An 18,092-nucleotide genomic window follows, 5' to 3' on the forward strand; every position below is an offset into this window, starting at 1 on the left:
ATGTCCTTCCGCTCAGTAGTCGAGGGATCGGTCGACGGCGTCGAGGATGCGGTCCAGGTCGGGCAGTTGGTGGCGCTCCACCTTGCTCGGCGGGTAGGGCACGTCGAAGCCCGTGACTCGCAGCACCGGCGCCTCCAGCGACCAGAAGCACCGCTCCTGGATCCGGGCAGCCACCTCGGCCCCCAGACCGAGCGTCTGCGGCGCCTCATGCACCACGACCAGCCGGCCGGTCCTGCGCACCGAGGCCTCCACCGGTCCGAGGTCGAGCGGGGAGAGCGTCCGCAGATCGATCACCTCGATGTCGGTGCCGTCCTCGGCCGCGGCGTCGGCGGCCTCCCGGCAGGTGGTCACCGTCGACCCGTACGAAACGACGGTGACGTCGCTGCCGGGCCGGATGACGGCGGACTCGAAGAGCCCGCGCGGCGGTGCGGTCGGGTCCACCTCACCCTTGACGTGGTAGCGCCGCTTGGGCTCCAGGAAGATCACCGGATCGTCCGCGGCGACGGCCTGCTGGATCATCCAGTACGCGTCGTGCGGCGTCGACGGGCTGACCACCTTGAGGCCCGGAGTGTGGACGAAGTAGCTCTCCACCGACTCGGAGTGGTGCTCGATCGCGCCGATGCCGCCCTGGAACGGGATCCGGACGACGACCGGCATCGGGATCCGGCCGGCAGTCCGGGAGTGCATGTGCGCCAGCTGGGTGGTGATCTGGTTGAACGCCGGGAAGACGAACCCGTCGAACTGGATCTCCAGCACCGGACGCCACCCCCGCATCGCCATCCCGATGCCGGTGCCGACGATGCCCGACTCGCCCAGCGGGGTGTCCCGGACCCGGTCGGCGCCGAACTCGTCGAGCAGTCCCTCGGTGACCCGGAAGACGCCGCCGAGCGCGCCGACGTCCTCCCCGGCCACCAGCACCCTGTCGTCGGCCGCCATCGCGGCGCGCAGGCCGGCGGTCAGCGCCTTGCCGAAGGTGAGCGTGGTCGGCGCATCGAGCACCGGGGCGCGGTGGGCGGCCCGCCGGTCCTGGGTGCCGCGGGGTGGCGGGGTCATCGGCGTCCCTCCTGCTTCTCGACGGCGCGCCCCTCAGCGGCGTGGTCCTCAGCGGCGTGGTCCTCGAAAGAGGCGGCGTACGCCCGAAAGGCCTGCTGCTGGTCGGCCAGTTCCTGGGTCTGCTCGGCATAGACCACGTCGAACCAGTCGGCGAAGTCCGGTGGGTCGAGCGCGATCGTCCGGGCCCGCAGGTCCGCGGCGAACTCGTCCGTCTCGGTCTGCAGCGCCGCCAGCCAGGCGTCATCGATCGCGCCGGTGTGCTGCAGGTAGCTGCGCACCCGGTCGATCGGGTCCTTCGCCCGCCAGCGTTCCTCCTCGGCGTGGGAGCGGTACTTGGTCGGGTCGTCCGAGGTGGTGTGGGCGCCCATCCGGTAGGTGAACATCTCGATCAGCTGCGGTCCCTCCCCGGCCCGGGCCCGGTCGAGGGCGGTCTCGGTGGCCGCCTGCACAGCGAGCACGTCGTTGCCGTCGACGCGTACGCCCGGGATGCCGAACCCCTCGCCGCGGCGGGCCAGCGGGACCACGGCCTGCCGGGTGGTGGGCACCGAGATGGCCCACTGATTGTTGGTCACGACGAAGACGACCGGAGCGTGGTAGCTGGCGGCCCAGACCAGCGCCTCGTTGACGTCGCCCTGGGCACTGGCGCCGTCGCCGTAGAACGCCAGCACCGCCGCGTCGTCCGGCCCGCCGGTGCCGGTGGCGCCCTCGGCCTGCAGCGCCATCGCCCAGCCGACCGCGTGCAGCGGGTGGGAGCCGATGACGATCGAGTAGCGGTTGAACCGGGTCGCGATCGGGTCCCAGCCGCCCATGTCGACGCCGCGCCACAGCGACATCAGGTCGAGCGGGTCGACCCCGCGGATCAGCGCCGCGCCGTGCTCGCGGTAGGACGGGAAGCACATGTCGGCCGGCTTCATCGCCCGCATCGTCCCGGCGCCGATCGCTTCCTGGCCCAGCGTCGGCGGCCACAGCCCCAGCTGGCCCTGGCGCTGCAGGGCGGTGCCCTCGGTGTCCAGCCGGCGGGTCAGCACCATGTCGCGCAGCAGCCCGACGATATCCGCATCGGTGCCGTCGAACGCGTACTCGGGGTCCTCGACCCGTACGCCGTCGACGCCCAGCAGGCTGACCATCGGCACGTCGGGGCCCGGCGGGGTGGCCCGCCCCGATGCCCCTGATGGGTTCGTCCGCCCTTGCCGGGCAGGGGTCTGGACTGCCATGCGGCCTCCTTCGTACGTCCCGCGGCCCGGAAACCTACGTCTCCGTAGCCTCTGCTGACGCTGACGTTACGGGACCGTAGGTTGCCTCGTCAGGGAGGGGGTGCCACAGAAAGTCCCAAGCCCTCGTTGGCGGATCCCCACAAACCCCGGCGCCGCTGTTCCGTGATCCGGATCACGTCCACCCTCTGTCGTGGCACCGGATGTCGCCCGGTACGGCGCCCGGCTCGCCGCACCGGTAACCTGCAGCCATGGAGACCTCCGTGTCCGAGACCGCGCCCGACCCGTCCGAGGCCACCCCCGGGAGCGGCACCCAGCGTCCGTCCGGGCACGTCATCGTCATCGGTGGCGGGGTCGCCGGGCTGGTGACCGCCCGGGACCTCGCCCGGGCCGGGGTCCGGGTCACCGTGATCGAGTCGTCCGACCGGATCGGCGGCCAGGTCCGGACGATCGACTTCGCCGACCGCAGGGTCGACGTGGGCGCCGAGGCGATCCATGCAACGCCGCCGCACCTGTCCGCCCTGGTCCGCGAACTCGGGCTGTGGGACGACCCGCTCGGCTCGCACCACGGCCACACCCTGCTGGGCCACCCGCGGGGGGCGCAGCCGATGCCGGCCGGTCTCGGCCCCACCGGACCGACCCGGATCCGTCCGGTGGTGGAGTCCGGGATGCTGTCGCTGCCCGGGCTGGTGCGCGCCGGACTGGAACCGGCGCTGGCCCGACTCGCCCCGCCGCTGGCGCCCGACCAGGACATCAGCGTCGGTGACTTCCTCGCCGGCCGCTTCGGCCACGAGGTGGTCCGCCGGTTCGTGGACCCGTTGCTGGGCAGCCTGCACAGCGGTGACGTGTACCGGCTGTCGCTGCGCGGCAACGCCCCGCAGCTGGTCGGCGCCGCCGAGCACCGGACCTCGCTGATCCGCCGCAGCGCGCCGCGACCGGCGACCAGTGGGCCGACCTTCATCAGCTGGACCGGCGGGCTGGCGACCTTCGTCGACGCGCTGGCCTCCGACATCGAGGGCCACGGCGGCCGGATCGCCCTCGGGGTCGAGGTGCGCCAGATCGTCCGGGCCGGCGGGCGCTGGCAGGTCCGGACCTCCGAGGGTGGGTTCGAGACCGACGGGGTCGTGCTGGCCACCCCGACCCCGGTGACCGCCACCCTGCTCACCCCGCTGACCCGGACCGCGGAGACCCTGCGCGAACAGCGGTCCGCCTCGGTGGTCAACGTCCTGCTGGCGCTGCGGGCCGATCAGGTCTTCCGTCACGACGCCGGGGACCGGTTCCCGTTGCGGGCCACGCCGGAGACCAACGGCATCCTGCTGCCCTCCGACGCCCCGTGGACGATGAAGGCCGCGACCTTCCTCGGCACCAAGTGGCCGCACCTGCGCCGGACAGCGGACGGACGTGACGACAACGCGTTCCTGGTCCGGGTGTCCGCCGGGCGGGTCGGCCGGCACGTCGTCGACGAGCTCGACGACGCGGAACTGACCGGCCGACTGGTCGACGACCTGCACCGCACCACCGGCGTCCGCGCTGACCTGCTCGACTCGACGGTGGTCCGCTGGCCGTCGATGCCGCAGTGCGAGGTCGGTCATCCCGCCCGGATCGCCGCCCTGCGGGCCGAACTGGCCACCACCCACCCGCGGCTGGTCCTGGCCGGCGCGGGCATGGACGGGATGGGGATGGCCGCGGTGGTCCGCTCCGGTCAGACGGCCGCGGCCACGCTCGCCGCGGCGCTCGCCTGATGCCGGGGATCCTGGTCGCCGGGACGTCGTCGGACGCCGGGAAGTCGCTGCTGGTCACCGGGCTGTGCCGGGCGGTGGCGCGCCGCGGCGTCCGGGTCGCGCCGTACAAAGCGCAGAACATGTCCAACAACTCGATGGTCGTCGCCGGGCCCGACGGCCGCGCCGGGGAGATCGGCCGCGCCCAGTGGCTGCAGGCGCGGGCGGCCCGGGTCACCCCGACCGTCGACATGAACCCGGTGCTGCTCAAGCCCGCCACCGACCGCCGTTCGCACGTGGTGCTGCGGGGGCTGCCGTACGGCACGCTGGAGGCTGGGGAGTACGCGCACGGCCGCGGCGCGCTGATCGAGGCGTCCCGCGCGGCGTACCAGGCACTGGACGCAGCGTACGACCTGGTGGTCTGCGAGGGTGCCGGGTCGCCGGCCGAGATCAACCTGCGTGAGGGCGACTACGTCAACATGGGGCTGGCCCGGCACTTCGGGTTGCCGGTCGCGCTGGTCGGCGACATCGACCGGGGCGGCATGCTGGCGGCGGTGTACGGCACCTGGGGGCTGCTCGAGGAGGCCGACCGTACGTTGCTCGCCGGCTACCTGGTGAACAAGTTCCGCGGCGACGTGGCGGTGCTGCAACCCGGGCTGGACACCCTGACGGAGCGGACCGGGCTGCCGTGCCTCGGCGTGGTGCCGTGGCTGGAGGGGGTCTGGCTGGACAGCGAGGACACCCTGCGGGTGGGTACGCCTGCGACGTCCCCCACCGCTGACGCCTTGGCAGCCGTCGCCGGCTCCGGTCCGGCCACCGCCGTCCCGGACAGCGGTCCTCGGTTGTCGGTGGCGGTCGTCCGACTGCCCAGGGTGTCGAATGCCACCGACATCGACGCGCTCGCCGCCGAACCGGGGGTGGATCTGACGGTGACCACCCGGCCGGACGTCCTTGCCGCGGCGGACCTGGTGGTCGTGCCGGGCAGTCGCTCCACCGTGGGGGATCTGTCCTGGCTGCGCGGGACCGGCATCGCCGGCGTGCTGACCGCGCGCGCGGCGGCCGGCCGGCCGGTGCTCGGCATCTGCGGGGGCTACCAGCTGTTGGGCCGGACGATCGCCGATCCCGACGGGGTGGAGGCGAAGGTCCCCTCGACACCGAGCGCAGCAACAGTCCCCTTGCCCGTCCCCTCGCCGTCCCTCGGGGCCAGTACCTCCGCCCCCGATCGGGTCGCCGGGCTCGGGCTGCTGCCGGTCGACACCCTGTTCCGGGCCGAGAAGTCGCTCGGCCGACCGACCGGCAGCTGGCGCGGCCACACCGTGACGGGCTACGAGATCCACCACGGCGTGGCGACGGTCTCGGACGCCGTGCCGACGGGCTCGGCGACGGCGACTGCGACGGTGGCGGCCGCGGGCGGCACCGAGGGCACTGGCGGGCGGCGCGTCAAGCGGTTCCTCGACGGGGCCCGCGCCGGGGCGGTGTTCGGCACCATGTGGCACGGGACGATGGAGGACGACGAGTTCCGCCGGGCCTTCCTGACCGAGGTGGCCGAGGTGTCGGGGGCGCAGTGGCGGCCGGATCCGGCCGCGCCCGGTTTCGACGCCCGCCGGGAGGCGATGATCGACACGCTGGCCGACGCGGTGGAGCAGCACGCCCCGGCGCTGCTGGAGCTGGCGCTGCGCCAGGTCGGCTGAGACCGCCCTGCGAGCGGCCGGTGGTGGCCTCCGTTGGCGCTGGCCGAGTCGGCCTCTGCGGGGACGGCCCCGGACGGCGGCCCGTCGGGAACGCCGCTGGACAGACCCTCCGTCACCCGGTATTGGTTGACCCCTGCATCATTCGGCCCCGTCCCGCGAGGAGTCCCGATGTCCCGGATCACCACCGCCGCCTGGTCCCGCCCGGAGGCCGAGCGCCCCGGCAGCACCCTCGTCGTCGCGCTGCACGGCCGCGGCAGCGACGAATCGTCTATGCTCGGACTGGCCGCGCTGCTGCCCGGGTCGATGACGCTGGTCGCTCCGCGCGGCCCGCTGCCGGTCGGCGACGGCTGGACCTGGTTCGACAACAAGGGCATCGGCCGGCCGGTGGAATCCTCGATCAAGGAGACCGCCGCGGCCTTGGTGGAGTGGCTGGGGACCGTCGAGGCAGGGCATCCCCGGGTGGTGCTGCTGGGCTTCTCCGCCGGTACCGCCATGTCGGGCGGGCTGCTGTTCAGTGCCGCGGACCGGTTCGCGGCGGCGGTGCTGCTGTCGGGAACGTTACCCTGGCACGCCGGGTTCGCCTCGCCCGAGGGGCTGCTGTCGGGGATGCCGGTCCTCTGGGGCAATGACCCCGCCGACCCGGTCATCCCGGCCGACCTGCTGGACCGCAGCCACCACTGGCTGGTAGAGGAGTCCGGGGCGGCGCTGGAGGACCACAGCTACCCCGGCATGGGCCACGCGATCGGCCCCGAGGAGGCCCTCGACATCACCGCGTTCCTGGGCCGGGTCGCCGGGGACTGACCGCTCGGAACGCGTAGCCCGGCCGGGCGGCCCACGGGGAGCCGAACCCACCGGGTTCCCCCCGACCGGACCGCCCCGACCGGACCCACCGGGCCGCCCGGGCCCGAGTGCGCCCGTCCGGCGGTGGGTGGCAGGATGACCCCCATGGTCAGCACAGTCTGGGTGATCGGCATCGGCACGGGTGATCCGGGACTCGTCACGTACGAGGCCGCCGAGGCGCTCCGTACGGTCGATGTCTTCCTCGTCGCCGACAAAGGCGAGATCAAACACGACCTGGTCGAGGCCCGGCAGGCCCTGTGCGAACACTTCATCGGTGACACCCACCCGTACCGCTTCGTGGAGGTGCCCGACCCGCGGCGCGGCCCCGACGCCGAGCGCGACACCGCGGCCTACACCGAGGGGGTGCGGGACTGGTACGCCGCCCGCGTCCGCGCGTACGCCGACATCATCGACGGGTTGCCCGCCGACACCCAGGTCGGGTTCCTGGTGTGGGGCGACCCGGCGTTCTACGACTCCACGCTGCGCGTGGTCGACCGGCTGCGCCCGGAGTGCGGCCCCTTCGAGGTGCAGGTGATCCCCGGCATCAGTGCCCCGCAACTGCTGGCGGCGCGCCACGCCATCGCCCTGAACCGGATCGGCACCTCGATCCACATCACCACCGGTCGCCGGCTGGTCGAGGAGTACGTCCCGGACCTCGGTGATGTCGTCGTGATGCTCGACGGCTACCTCACCTGCCGCGAACTGGCCGACCGCTACCCCGATCTGACCATCTACTGGGGCGCCTACCTGGGCGGACCGCACGAGGTGCTCCGCAGCGGGCGCCTCGCCGACATCATCGACGAGCTGGTGGCCCTGCGGACCCGGCTGCGCGAGGAGCACGGCTGGGTGATGGACACCTACCTGCTGCGCCCCTGAGCCGTCGCCGCGTACCGACACACCGCGTACCGACCTCAGCCGCCCACACCAGGTACCGACCTCGTTCACGCCAGGCACCGACTCGCCCCGCATCCGGCCGCCCCGGGCGGTCCGGGCGGTCCGGGCGGTCCGGGCGGTCCGCCAGCGAATCTCAGGTCTGTTGTCCACCGAAAGATTCACCCCCCTGGTGACACTTTCCCAGGCTCCGGCGGGCGGCGCGGGGAGCGGTCGCTGGCTCTGACGCACGGAACGACGCGCCACCCACCCCCGAGGAAGCCCACCCGCCGGTGTCGATGGTGTCACCAGGGGGGTGAAACGTACGTTCGACAACAGACCTGGGATCGCGGCGCCCGATCCCAGCTGCTCGCCGCGACTCCGTGCCTCCAGCTGCCGCGCCTCGTCGTACGATCCCGCGCAGGGTGTCGTTGACGTCCCAGATGTCCTCGCGAACCCCGGCACTCGCCGCGAACGACCCCACCCCTGGCACGGCCCGCGGACCGCCCGCCCTACCGTTGGGCCGTGGACACCTCCGGCCCCGACACAGGACCCTCGTTCGACGACCCCGAGCCGCACGCCGATCACGAGCTGTTCGAGGAGCACGACCAGCTTGACGACCGCGAGCAGTTCGAGGAGCAGCGGTTCGACGAGCATGAGCGGTTCGAGGAACACGAGCATGAGGAAGCCCTGGAGCCGCGGCACCTGATCCGGCGCTCGGATGTGGTGCTCCGCGCCGGCATCATGATGCTGGTCGCCGGCACCTCGGGGCTTCGGGTGCGCGAGGTGATGCAGGCGGTGGCGCGTACGGTCGGGATCGGCCGGATCAGGGCCCAGGTGACCTACACCGACATCGTCCTCACCGTGCAGCGGCGCAACATCTTCCGCACCCAGGTCGCCGAGATCAGCGCACCGGGGGTGAACGCCCACCGGATCGCGATGATGCAGGAGCTGGCCCACACCCTGCCACCCCGGGCCGGGGTGGCAGAGGTGAACGCGATGCTGGACGACATCGAACACACGCCACGGCTCTACCCGACGTGGGGGTTGGTGCTGCTCGTCGCCCTGGCCTGTGGTTCGGTGACGGTGCTCAGCAACGGTGGCTGGCGCGAGGTCGTCGCGGTGCTGCCCGCCTCGGCCCTGGCGTACTGGCTGCACCGTACGCTCAGCCGCTGGCAGCTGAACCACCTGGCCGTGGTGATGGCCTCGGCAGCCACTGCGACCGGACTGTACGTCGCTTTCACCCACCTGCTCGACCTCACCCTCGGTGGACCGAGCGAACGGATGGCGGCCGGCCTGGTCTGCGCAGCGATCTTCCTGATCCCGGGCTTCCCGCTGGTCACCGCCGGCCTGGACCTGACCCGGATCGACCTGGTGACCGGCATCCCGCGGCTGATGTACGCCGCCATGGTGCTGCTGGCGATGGCGATCGGCGTGTGGGGGGTGGCGACGCTCAGCGGCGTCTCCCCGGCCGTGGTGCCGCCGCTGGCCGGGGATCCGGTGGCCGTCTGGGCGGCCCTGCTGGGAGCGAGCTTCTTCGCGGTGTTCGGCTGGGCGACGATGTTCAACTCCCCGTGGCGGATGGCGCTCGCCTCCGGGGTGGCCGCGATCCTCGGCAACACACCCCGGCTGCTGATGCTGCAGGCCGGGGTACGGCCGCACGTGGCCACCTTCGTCGGGTGCTTCCTGATGGGGCTGCTGTGTGCGGTAGCCGCTCGGCTCTTCTCGATGGAGAAGATCATCATGACCGTCCCGACGGTGCTGGTGTCGATCCCCGGGTCGGCGGCGCTGCGGACACTGCTCTACTTCGACCAGGCCGACGTCGTCCAGGCGATGCAGAACGGGGTGTCGACCGTGCTGGTGGTGATCGCGATGGTGGCCGGACTCTCCGGGGCGCGGATGCTCACCGACCCGGAGTGGGCGTTCACCCGCGCCGATCCGCCGACCACCTGGCGCCTGGTGGGGCGGATCCTGCGGCACCACCGGGATCACTGACCTGCCCGACCGCGTTCGCGACGGGCGTGGCCACCCCAGCGTGAGCCGATCCCGGGTCACTCCTCCAGGTCGCCCTCCACGTCGAGGTAGACCTGCTGCATCCGAGCCAGCAGGTCGGGGTCCGGCTGCTCCCACAGGCCACGATCCGCCGCCTCGTGGAGCTTCTCGATGATCCCGTTCAACGCCCACGGGTTGGCGTGCCGCAGGAACTGCTGGGTGTCCTCGTCCAGTACGTACGATGTGGCCAGCTGCTCGTACATCCAGTCGTCGACGACCCCGGCGGTGGCGTCGAACCCGAACAGGTAGTCCACCGTCGCGGCCAGCTCGAACGCCCCCTTGTAGCCGTGCCGCTGCATCGCGGCGATCCACCGCGGGTTCACCACCCGGGAGCGGAACACCCGGGCCGTCTCCTCGGCCAGCGACCGGGTCCGGACCGCGTCCGGCACGGTGGAGTCCCCGACGTACGCCTTGGGGTCGGCGCCGGTCAGTGCCCGGACGGTGGCGACCATCCCGCCGTGGTACTGGAAGTAGTCGTCGGAGTCGGCGATGTCGTGCTCGCGGGTGTCGACATTCTTCGCGGCGACCTGGATCCGCCGGTAGTTCGTCTCCATGTCCTCCCGGGCGGGCCGGCCGTCCATGTCCCGGCCGTACGCATAGCCGCCCCAGGTGGTGTACACCTCGGCGAGGTCGGCGTCGGTGCGCCAGTTGCCCGCCTCGATCAGCGGCAGGATGCCGGCCCCGTACGATCCGGGCTTCGACCCGAAGATCCGGGTGGTGGCCCGACGCTCATCACCGTGGGCGGCCCGATCCGCCCGGGTGTGAGCCCGGACGTAGTTGTCCTCGTCGGACTCCTCGAGCCCGGCGACCAGCCGCACCGCGTCGTCGAGCATCGCGATGACGTGCGGGAACGCGTCCCGGAAGAAGCCGGAGATGCGTACGGTCACGTCGATCCGGGGCCGGCCCAGATCGGCCAGCGGCACCACGTCGAGGCCGGTGACCCGGCGGGAGGCCTCGTCCCAGTGCGGCGCCACCCCCATCAGGGCGAGCACTTCGGCGATATCGTCCCCGGAGGTCCGCATCGCCGAAGTGCCCCAGACCGACAGGCCGACCGACTGCGGGTAGTCGCCGGTCTCCTCCCGGTAGCGGGCGAGGACCGACTCCGCCATCGCCGACCCGGTCTCGTACGCCAGCCGGGACGGGATCGCCTTCGGGTCGACGGAGTAGAAGTTGCGGCCGGTCGGCAGCACGTTGACCAGGCCGCGCAGCGGGGAACCGGACGGGCCGGCCGGGGTGTAGCCGCCGTCGAGGGCGTGCAACACGGCGTCGATCTCGCCTGCGGTGCCGCGCAGCCGGGGGACGACCTCCTCGCAGGCGAACCGCAGCGACGCGGCCACCGCGGCGGGATCGGGCGCGGAAGTCGCAGCGGGATCGGGAGGCGTATCGGGACCAGGAACCGCGACCGGATCGGTGACACTCAGCACGGACGCCACCACGTCCGCGACGGCCGCTGCCTCCCAGCCGCGTTCCGCCAGGCCGGCCACCAGAGCATGGGCCAGGCCCTCGACCCGGTCCACCTCCGTCAGGGGTGCATCGTCGGCCAGTCCGAGGGCCCGGCGCAGCCCGGGCACCGCGTTCACCGCACCGCCGAACACCTGTCCGGCGCGCAGCACCGCGAGCACCAGGTTGACCAGTTCCTCGTCCTCGGGCACCCGGCCGAGGATGTGCAGGCCGTCGCGGATCTGCACGTCCTTGATCTCGCAGAGCCAGCCGTCGACGTGCATCACGAAGTCGTCGAAGGCGTCGCCCTCGGGACGGTCGTCCAGCCCGAGCTCGGCGTCCATCCGGGCGGCGCGGATCAGCGTCCAGATCTCCGCCTGCAGGGCCGGGGCCTTGGCCGGGTCCATCGCCCGGACGTTGCCGTACTCGTCGAGCAGCTGCTCCAGCCGGGCGATGTCGCCGTACGTCTCCGCCCGCGCCATCGGCGGGATCAGGTGGTCGACGATGGTGGCGTGGGCGCGCCGCTTCGCCTGGGTGCCCTCGCCGGGATCGTTGACCAGGAACGGGTAGACCACCGGCAGCGACCCGAGCGCCGCGTCCGGCCCGTCGGCGGCCGACAGCGCGAGGTTCTTGCCGGGCAGCCACTCCAGGTTGCCGTGCTTGCCGAGGTGGACGATCGCGTCGGCGCCGAACTCCTCGGCCAGCCAGCGGTACGTCGCGAGGTAGTGGTGGGTCGGCGGCAGGTCCGGGTCGTGGTAGATCGCGATCGGGTTCTCGCCGAAGCCGCGCGGCGGCTGCACCATGATCACCACGTTGCCGGCCCGCAGCGCGGCCGCAACGATCTCCCCGTCCGGGTCGCCGGAGCCGGGGCTGGTCCGGTCCACGAAAAGCTCGCCCGGCGCCTCACCCCAGGTCCCGGTCACCGCCGCCCGCAGTTCCTCGGGGAAGCCGGCGTACCACTCCCGGTAGCGGGCCGCGGGGACCCGGATCGGCTGGCCGGAGAGCTGCTCGGCGGTCAGCCAGTCCTCGTCCTGGCCGCCCGCGGCGATGATGGCGTGGATCAGCGCGTTGCCGCGGGTGGTGTCCTCAGCTTCGTCGGCGGGCACCGCGCCGACCCGAGCCAGCAGGTCCTGGTACGCCTCGGTGCCCGGGATCTCCCCCGGCGCGCCGAGGTCGTAGCCGGCCGTACGCATCGCCCGCAGCAGCCGGATCAGTGAGACCGGGGTGTCCAGGCCGACGGCGTTGCCGATCCGGGCGTGCTTGGTCGGGTAGGCCGAGAGCACGATGGCGATCCGCCGCTCGGCCGGCGGGAGGTGGCGGAGCCGGGCGTGCCGGACGGCGAGTTCGGCGACCCGACGGGTCCGCTCCGGGTCGGCGACGTAGTGCGGCAGCCCGTCGGCGTCGCTCTCCTTGAAGGAGAAGGCGGTGGTGATGATCCGCCCGTCGAACTCCGGCACCGCAACCTGCGAGGCGACGTCGAGCGGCGTCATCCCCTCGTCGGAGGCCGCCCAGGCCTCCCGGCTCCAGGTCAGGCACAGCCCCTGCAGGATCGGCACGTCGAGCCGGGCCAGGGCGTCGACGTCCCACGACTCGTCGTCCCCGCCGGCCTGCGCGGTCGCGGCGCGGGTGCCGCCGGCGGCGAGCACGGTGGTGACCAGCGCGTCGTACGACCCCAGGTGGTCGAGCAGATCGGCCGGCGCCTCGCGCAGGGACGCGGCGAAGACCGGCACGCCGATGCCGCCGGCCGCGTCGATCGCGTCGGCGAGCGCCTCGGCGTACGCCACGTTCCCGGCGGCCCACTGGGCCCGGTAGAAGAGGACGCCGATCCGGGGCCGGGGACGGCCGGCGGCTTCACTGGCCGAGGCTCCGATTCGGCTGGCTGATCCGGAGGTCTCGGCCCCGGTGCCGGGCTGGGCCCCGTCCCGCAGCGGCCCCCAGAACGGCTGCTCGGCCGGCGGCTCGAATCCCTCACCGGTCAGCAGCACGGTGTCGGAGAGGAACCCGTGCACCTGCCGCAGGTTCTCCGCCCCACCCTGGGCCAGGTAGACATGGGCCTGCGCCGCGACCCCGATGGGAACAGTCGACAACGCCATCAGGGCGGCGTCCGGGTGCTGTTCGCCGCCGAGCACCACCAGCGGCCGGCCCGCAGCGCGGGCGGTGGCGTACGTCGCCGGCAGTTCCTGGGGGCCGCCGAGGAAGCGGAAGACGACCAGGTCCGCGGCGGCGACCAGCCGGGCCACCTCGTCCTCGTCGGCCCGGACCGGGTTGGCCCAGGCCCAGTCCGCCCCGCTGGCGCGGGCGGACAGCAGGTCGGTGTCGGAGGTGGACAACAGGGCGATGGTCGTCACAGGGCTCGGGCTCCTCGGCGGGGTGGCCCCGCTGGTCACTGCGGGCGCCCCGTCGCTCTCGGCGAGGACGCTCGCGGGTCGGATGGGCTACGGCGGCCGCGGGATGTGATCCGCAGCACTCCCGGTCAGCCTAACCATCCCCGGCCCGCCCGGTCCCCGGGCGGAACGGCCGCGGCACAGATTCGTCTACGGCGCACGTAGGATAGTGCCCCATGAGTGACCCTCGCCCCCTGATCGACCGCTGCCCGGGTCTCACCCGACCTTTCCGGGCCAGCGATGGAGCCATCGTCCGCGTACGCCGCCCTGGCGGCCGGCTGCCCACTGCCGTCCTGCGCCACCTGCTCGGTATCGCCGAGCGCTGGGGCGACGGACGGGTGCAGGTGACCACCCGTACCAATCTGCAGGTCCGTGGCCTGCCGATCGAGGAGGACGGCGCGGTCCCCGAGGAGATCGCCGACGCGGTCCGGGCGACCGGCTTGATCCCGCCGACGCACGAACTGGTCCGCAACGTGCTGTGTTCCCCGCTGGGCGCGATCGACCTGCAGCCGATGGTCGCCGAACTGGACGAGGAGCTCCAGGAGATCCCGCTGCTGGAGCACCTGGCCGGGCGCTTCATGTGGGCCTTCGACAACGGCACCGGCGACGTCGCCGGGGAGCCGTGGGACGTCTGCTACCAGGCGCTGGACGAGGACCGTGGGATCGTCGCCCTCGACAACGGCCGGGCCTGGGAGGTCTCCCGCACCGATGCGGTGTCGACCATGCTCGCCCTGGCCCAGGAGGTCCAGCTGGCCCGGACCGAGACCGAGCGCCCCACCTGGCACTCCCGGGAGCTGGCCTACCGCCTCGGCGACGACGTCCCCGACCCGACGGACCGGCCGATCCGGGTCACCGGGCCCCTTGCCGTCGGGGCGTACGGCGACGACCTGCTGGCCGGGGTGCCGCTCGGCCTGTTCACCGCCGGGATGATCCGCGCCCTGCCGGTGCTGGCCGACGTCACGCTGACCCCGTGGCGCCAGGTGCTGATCCCCGGCGGCGCCCGGGACGCCGAGGCGTACGCCGCCGTCGGCTACGTCGTCGACCCGGCCGACCCGTGGGCGTCGATCAGCGCCTGCACCGGCCTGCCCAACTGTGCGAAGTCCGCCATCGACACCGTAGCGATGGCCCACCGGCTCGTCGAGGCGGCCCGGCAGGACCGGACGATCATCCGCCGCCCGGTGCACGTCTCCGGCTGTGACCGGCGCTGCGGCGAGCCGCACGGGGAGCACATCGACCTGCTGGCGCCGGCCGACCTGGCCACCGCGCTGGCCGAGCTGCGGCTGTGACGGGGATGGCCGTCCCTGCGCGCCCGCCGCGGTGCTACGACTACGACACCGACGGCGCCTCGATCTACCGGGCGTCGTTCGGGATGATCCGGGCCGAGGCCGATCTGTCCCGGTTCACCGACGCGCAGGCCACCGTCGCGGTCCGGATGATCCACGCCGCCGGCGACCCGGGACTGGCCGGCCGGATCGCCTTCTCCGCCGGCCTGGTGGACGCCGCCCGCGGAGCACTCCGGGCCGGGGCGCCGATCTACACCGACGCGACGATGATCGCCGCCGGGATCACCCGGCGCCGGCTGCCGGCGGACAACGAGGTGATCTGCACCCTGCAGGACCCCCGGGTGCCGGAGATCGCCCGCGCCTGGGAGACCACCCGCAGCGCCGCCGCAGTGTCCCTGTGGGACCGGCTCGAGGGGGCGGTGGTCGCCATCGGCAACGCCCCGACCGCGCTGTACCAACTGCTCGAGATCGTCGCCGCCGGCGGGCCCCGCCCGGCGGCGGTGATCGGCATCCCGGTGGGATTCGTCGGGTCGCCAGAGTCGAAGCAGGCGCTGGCGGAGAACCCGTGCGGCCTGGAATGGCTGGTCGTCCACGGCCGGCGCGGTGGGTCGGCACTGGCTGCCTCGGCAGTCAACGCGCTGGCCCGGGTGCAGGAGATCTGAACGGCGGGTCGCAGGCACACCGGGCGGGGTTCTCCCCGGTTGGATCAAACGTCTAGGATCCCCAGTGTGTCGCCATCCGACGCGTCGGCCGATGGGTCCCCCGGCCTGACCCGACCGTACCGTGCCAGGGACGGGGGGCTCGTACGCCTCCGCATCCCCGGTGGACGCGTCACCTCCCAGGTCCTCCGACAGCTGTCGGACATCTCCACCCAGTTCGCCGACGGGCTGCTGCAGCTGACCATCCGTGGCAACATCCAACTGCGCTCGATGGGGCTGGATCCACACGGGTCGATCAGCGCCGACGCGATCAACGCGTTCATCGCCACCGGCGTCGTTCCCCGCAGCCATGAGCGTGTCCGCAGCATCCTGTGTTCCCCGCTGCCCTCCCCGAAGCGCCCGGACCTGTGGCCGATGGTCGAGGAGCTGGACGCCGCGATCCAGGCCGATCCCCAACTGGAGGATCTGCCCGGCAGCTTCGTCTGGGCCTTCGACAACGGCCGCGGGGACATCGCCACGGAGCGCTGGGACCTGCTCTACCAGGCGGTGACCGCTTCCGCCGGGATCGTGGCGACCAACACCGGCGAGACCTGGGACGTGCTGGCCCGGCAGGCGGTCGAGACGATGATCTGGCTCGCCCGGGAGTTCAGCCGGCTGCGGCTGAAGGAGGACCCGGCGCCGTTGCACCCCTACCGGCTGGGCTTCCGGTCCCGGTCGAAGTTCGGCGCGAAGCTGTCGGTGCAGCTGGGGCCCGGCACATCCCGGCCGATCCACCGCGGCCACCGCCCGCACGTGGGCCCGGTCGGCGAGGACCTGCTGGTCGGCGTCCCGCTCGGTCTGCTCACCCCGGAGATGGTCGACGTCCTGCCGCGAGGAGAGGTCACCATCACCCCGTGGCGGCAGCTGCTGGTCGCCGGCGGGATGTACGACATGGCGTCCTTCCGGGCGGCCGGCTTCGCCATCGACCCGGCCGAACCGTGGGCGCACGTCAGCGCCTGTCCCGGCGCGATCGGGTGTGTCCGGACCGAGGTCGATACTCTTGCCATGGCCGAGCGCCTGGTGAACGCCGCGACGGACGGTGAGGTGATCCTCACCGAGGACGTGCACATCTCCGGGTGCGAGCACCGCTGCGGCGCCCCCCGCGGGACGTACGTCGACGTGGTGGCACCCCAGCACGTGGTGTCGGTCATCGACGCGATCGAGGAGAGGCGACTGATGGGGATGGGCCCGGGCGAGGCCAACGGGGAGACGGCCCGATGACGGGTGGTGGTGTCGGGCACCTGTGGGGTGTCGGCGTCGGGCCCGGTGACCCGGAGCTGATCACCCGCAAGGCGGCCCGGCTGATCGCCGCCGCCGATGTGATCGCCTACCACTCCGGGCCGAAGGGTGAGTCGATCGCCCGGCGGATCGCCGACGACCTGGTCCCCGCCGGCGTGGTCGAGGAACTGCTCCGCTACCCGGTGACCACCGGTGATTCCGCGCACCCGCTGGGGTACTACGGCGAGATCGGTGCGTTCTACGACGCCTGCGCCGAGCGGCTGGCGGTCCATCTGGCGGCCGGCCGCGACGTCGTCGTGCTCGCCGAGGGCGACCCGCTGTTCTACGGCTCGTACATGTACCTGCACGACCGGTTGGCCGATCGGTTCCCCAGCGAGGTGGTGCCGGGGGTGCCGGCCCTCGCCGCGGCGTCCGCCGCGACCGGCACCGGCCTGGCCCGCCACGAGGACGTCCTCACCGTGCTGCCGGGCACCCTGCCGGTGCCCGAGCTGGCCCGCCGGCTGGCGGACACCGACGCGGCGGTGATCATGAAGCTGGGCCGTACCTTCCCCGGCGTGGTCGAGGCGCTGCGCCAGGCCGGCCGGCTGGCCGATGCCTGGTACGTCGAGCGGGCCAGCGGCACCGACCAGCTGGTCGCCCGGGTCGCCGACGTCGACCCGGCCCGGGTGCCGTACATGTCGATGGTGCTGGTGCCCGGCCCGGACACCCGCGCGGACGCCGCCGGGCGGGCCGCGGGCAGTGCCGTACCGCTGCCGACCGTCCACGCCCCCGGAGGCAGAACGCCCGACGGCCGCGACCGGGCAGTCGGCCGGGCCGCGCCGACGGCCCTCTCCGATGACTCGGTGGCGTCATCGGACCGCTCCGCCGGCGCCGAGGTGCTCGTCATCGGTCTCGGCCCGGGCCCGGATCACTGGCTCACCCCCGAAGCGTCCGCCGCGCTCGGCGCGGTCGACCACATCGTCGGCTACGCGCCGTACGTCAATCGGGTGCCGCAGCGAGCGGGACTGCAGCGACACGCCTCGGGCAACACCGTCGAGGTCGACCGGGCCCGGTTCGCTCTGGACCTGGCCCGCCGCGGGGAACGGGTGGCGGTGGTGTCCGGCGGCGACGCGGGGGTGTTCGGGATGGCCGCAGCGGTGTTCGAGGCGGCGGAGGACCCGGCGTACGCCGACGTCCCGGTCCGGGTGCTGCCGGGGGTGACCGCCGCCCAGGCGGTGGCCGCACGGGCCGGCGCGCCGATGGGCGCCGACTTCGCGATCATGTCGCTGTCCGACCGGCTCAAGCCGTGGCAGGTGATCGCGGACCGGCTACGTCACATCAGCCGCGCCGACCTGGTGCTGGCCCTCTACAACCCGCGGTCGAAGGCCCGTCCCGAGCAGCTGTTCGCCGCCCGCGACATCCTGCTGGATGAGCGTGGCCCGGAGACCGTCGTGGTGGTCGGCCGCGACGTCGGCCGGGCCGAGGAGTCGCTGCAGGTCACCAGCCTCGGCGCCTGGGACCCGGCCGAGGTCGACATGAAGTGCCTGGTGATGATCGGCGCCCGCTCCACCCGGGTGACCCCCGGCGGGCAGGTCTGGACGCCGCGGTTCGTCGAAGACTGAGGGGTGCTGTGC

Annotated in this window: 12 protein-coding genes; 9 read left to right on the forward strand and 3 right to left on the reverse strand. The window is 73.1% G+C overall.

Annotated elements, in window-relative coordinates:
• Window positions 1-12: 12 nt before the first annotated feature.
• Window positions 13-1,053 carry an alpha-ketoacid dehydrogenase subunit beta gene (locus tag R0145_RS16420; protein WP_317838027.1) on the reverse strand — a complete coding sequence of 347 codons (1,041 nt, stop codon included), beginning with the start codon at window positions 1,051-1,053 and terminating at the stop codon, window positions 13-15.
• Window positions 1,050-2,267, reverse strand: a complete 1,218-nt coding sequence (gene pdhA / locus R0145_RS16425) for a pyruvate dehydrogenase (acetyl-transferring) E1 component subunit alpha (RefSeq protein WP_317838028.1) — start codon at window positions 2,265-2,267, stop codon at window positions 1,050-1,052. Before pdhA ends, R0145_RS16420 begins: the two co-directional genes overlap by 4 nt.
• Before the next feature lie 248 nt (window positions 2,268-2,515).
• On the opposite strand from pdhA, the gene hemG reads away from it, so the two are divergent.
• The 5 genes from hemG to R0145_RS16450 all read left to right on the forward strand — a co-directional run bounded on the left by hemG (window position 2,516) and on the right by R0145_RS16450 (window position 9,378).
• Window positions 2,516-4,006 (forward strand): protoporphyrinogen oxidase, encoded by a 1,491-nt coding sequence (gene hemG, locus R0145_RS16430; protein ID WP_317838029.1) that lies wholly within the window; start codon window positions 2,516-2,518, stop codon window positions 4,004-4,006.
• The gene (locus R0145_RS16435) at window positions 4,006-5,673 is read left to right on the forward strand and encodes a cobyric acid synthase (protein WP_317838030.1); all 1,668 of its coding nucleotides are present in this window, start codon (window positions 4,006-4,008) and stop codon (window positions 5,671-5,673) included. Before hemG ends, R0145_RS16435 begins: the two co-directional genes overlap by 1 nt.
• Before the next feature lie 168 nt (window positions 5,674-5,841).
• On the forward strand, window positions 5,842-6,474 hold the full coding sequence (locus tag R0145_RS16440; protein WP_317838031.1) for a serine esterase: 633 nt from the start codon (window positions 5,842-5,844) through the stop codon (window positions 6,472-6,474).
• A 144-nt stretch (window positions 6,475-6,618) separates the two neighbouring features.
• Entirely contained in the window at window positions 6,619-7,389 is a 771-nt protein-coding gene (gene cobF / locus R0145_RS16445) for a precorrin-6A synthase (deacetylating) (protein WP_317838032.1), read from the forward strand.
• A gap of 519 nt (window positions 7,390-7,908) precedes the next feature.
• Entirely contained in the window at window positions 7,909-9,378 is a 1,470-nt protein-coding gene (locus tag R0145_RS16450) for a threonine/serine exporter family protein (RefSeq protein ID WP_317838033.1), read from the forward strand.
• A 56-nt stretch (window positions 9,379-9,434) separates the two neighbouring features.
• Here R0145_RS16450 and cobN read toward each other — a convergent pair whose 3' ends face one another.
• On the reverse strand, window positions 9,435-13,223 hold the full coding sequence (gene cobN / locus R0145_RS16455) for a cobaltochelatase subunit CobN (RefSeq protein ID WP_317838034.1): 3,789 nt from the start codon (window positions 13,221-13,223) through the stop codon (window positions 9,435-9,437).
• 212 nt (window positions 13,224-13,435) lie between these two features.
• Here cobN and R0145_RS16460 point away from each other — a divergent pair, with 212 nt between their 5' ends.
• The 4 genes from R0145_RS16460 (at window position 13,436) to cobJ (ending at window position 18,080) form a co-directional block, all read left to right on the forward strand.
• On the forward strand, window positions 13,436-14,545 hold the full coding sequence (locus tag R0145_RS16460) for a precorrin-3B synthase (protein ID WP_317838035.1): 1,110 nt from the start codon (window positions 13,436-13,438) through the stop codon (window positions 14,543-14,545).
• 5 nt (window positions 14,546-14,550) lie between these two features.
• The gene (locus R0145_RS16465) at window positions 14,551-15,204 is read left to right on the forward strand and encodes a precorrin-8X methylmutase (RefSeq protein WP_317838036.1); all 654 of its coding nucleotides are present in this window, start codon (window positions 14,551-14,553) and stop codon (window positions 15,202-15,204) included.
• A 66-nt stretch (window positions 15,205-15,270) separates the two neighbouring features.
• On the forward strand, window positions 15,271-16,461 hold the full coding sequence (locus R0145_RS16470) for a hypothetical protein (RefSeq protein ID WP_317838037.1): 1,191 nt from the start codon (window positions 15,271-15,273) through the stop codon (window positions 16,459-16,461).
• The gene (gene cobJ / locus R0145_RS16475; protein WP_317838038.1) at window positions 16,458-18,080 is read left to right on the forward strand and encodes a precorrin-3B C(17)-methyltransferase; all 1,623 of its coding nucleotides are present in this window, start codon (window positions 16,458-16,460) and stop codon (window positions 18,078-18,080) included. Before R0145_RS16470 ends, cobJ begins: the two co-directional genes overlap by 4 nt.
• The last annotated feature ends 12 nt before the right edge of the window (window positions 18,081-18,092 follow it).

Source organism: Raineyella sp. W15-4 (assembly GCF_033170155.1).
Taxonomy (GTDB): domain Bacteria; phylum Actinomycetota; class Actinomycetes; order Propionibacteriales; family Propionibacteriaceae; genus Raineyella.

Coding starts and splice junctions, on each gene's coding strand:
- R0145_RS16420 (WP_317838027.1), bottom strand. CDS start 1,053: ATGACCCCGCCACCCCGCGGCACCCAGGACCGGCGGGCCGCCCACCGC.
- pdhA (WP_317838028.1), bottom strand. CDS start 2,267: ATGGCAGTCCAGACCCCTGCCCGGCAAGGGCGGACGAACCCATCAGGG.
- hemG (WP_317838029.1), top strand. CDS start 2,516: ATGGAGACCTCCGTGTCCGAGACCGCGCCCGACCCGTCCGAGGCCACC.
- R0145_RS16435 (WP_317838030.1), top strand. CDS start 4,006: ATGCCGGGGATCCTGGTCGCCGGGACGTCGTCGGACGCCGGGAAGTCG.
- R0145_RS16440 (WP_317838031.1), top strand. CDS start 5,842: ATGTCCCGGATCACCACCGCCGCCTGGTCCCGCCCGGAGGCCGAGCGC.
- cobF (WP_317838032.1), top strand. CDS start 6,619: ATGGTCAGCACAGTCTGGGTGATCGGCATCGGCACGGGTGATCCGGGA.
- R0145_RS16460 (WP_317838035.1), top strand. CDS start 13,436: ATGAGTGACCCTCGCCCCCTGATCGACCGCTGCCCGGGTCTCACCCGA.
- R0145_RS16465 (WP_317838036.1), top strand. CDS start 14,551: ATGGCCGTCCCTGCGCGCCCGCCGCGGTGCTACGACTACGACACCGAC.
- cobJ (WP_317838038.1), top strand. CDS start 16,458: ATGACGGGTGGTGGTGTCGGGCACCTGTGGGGTGTCGGCGTCGGGCCC.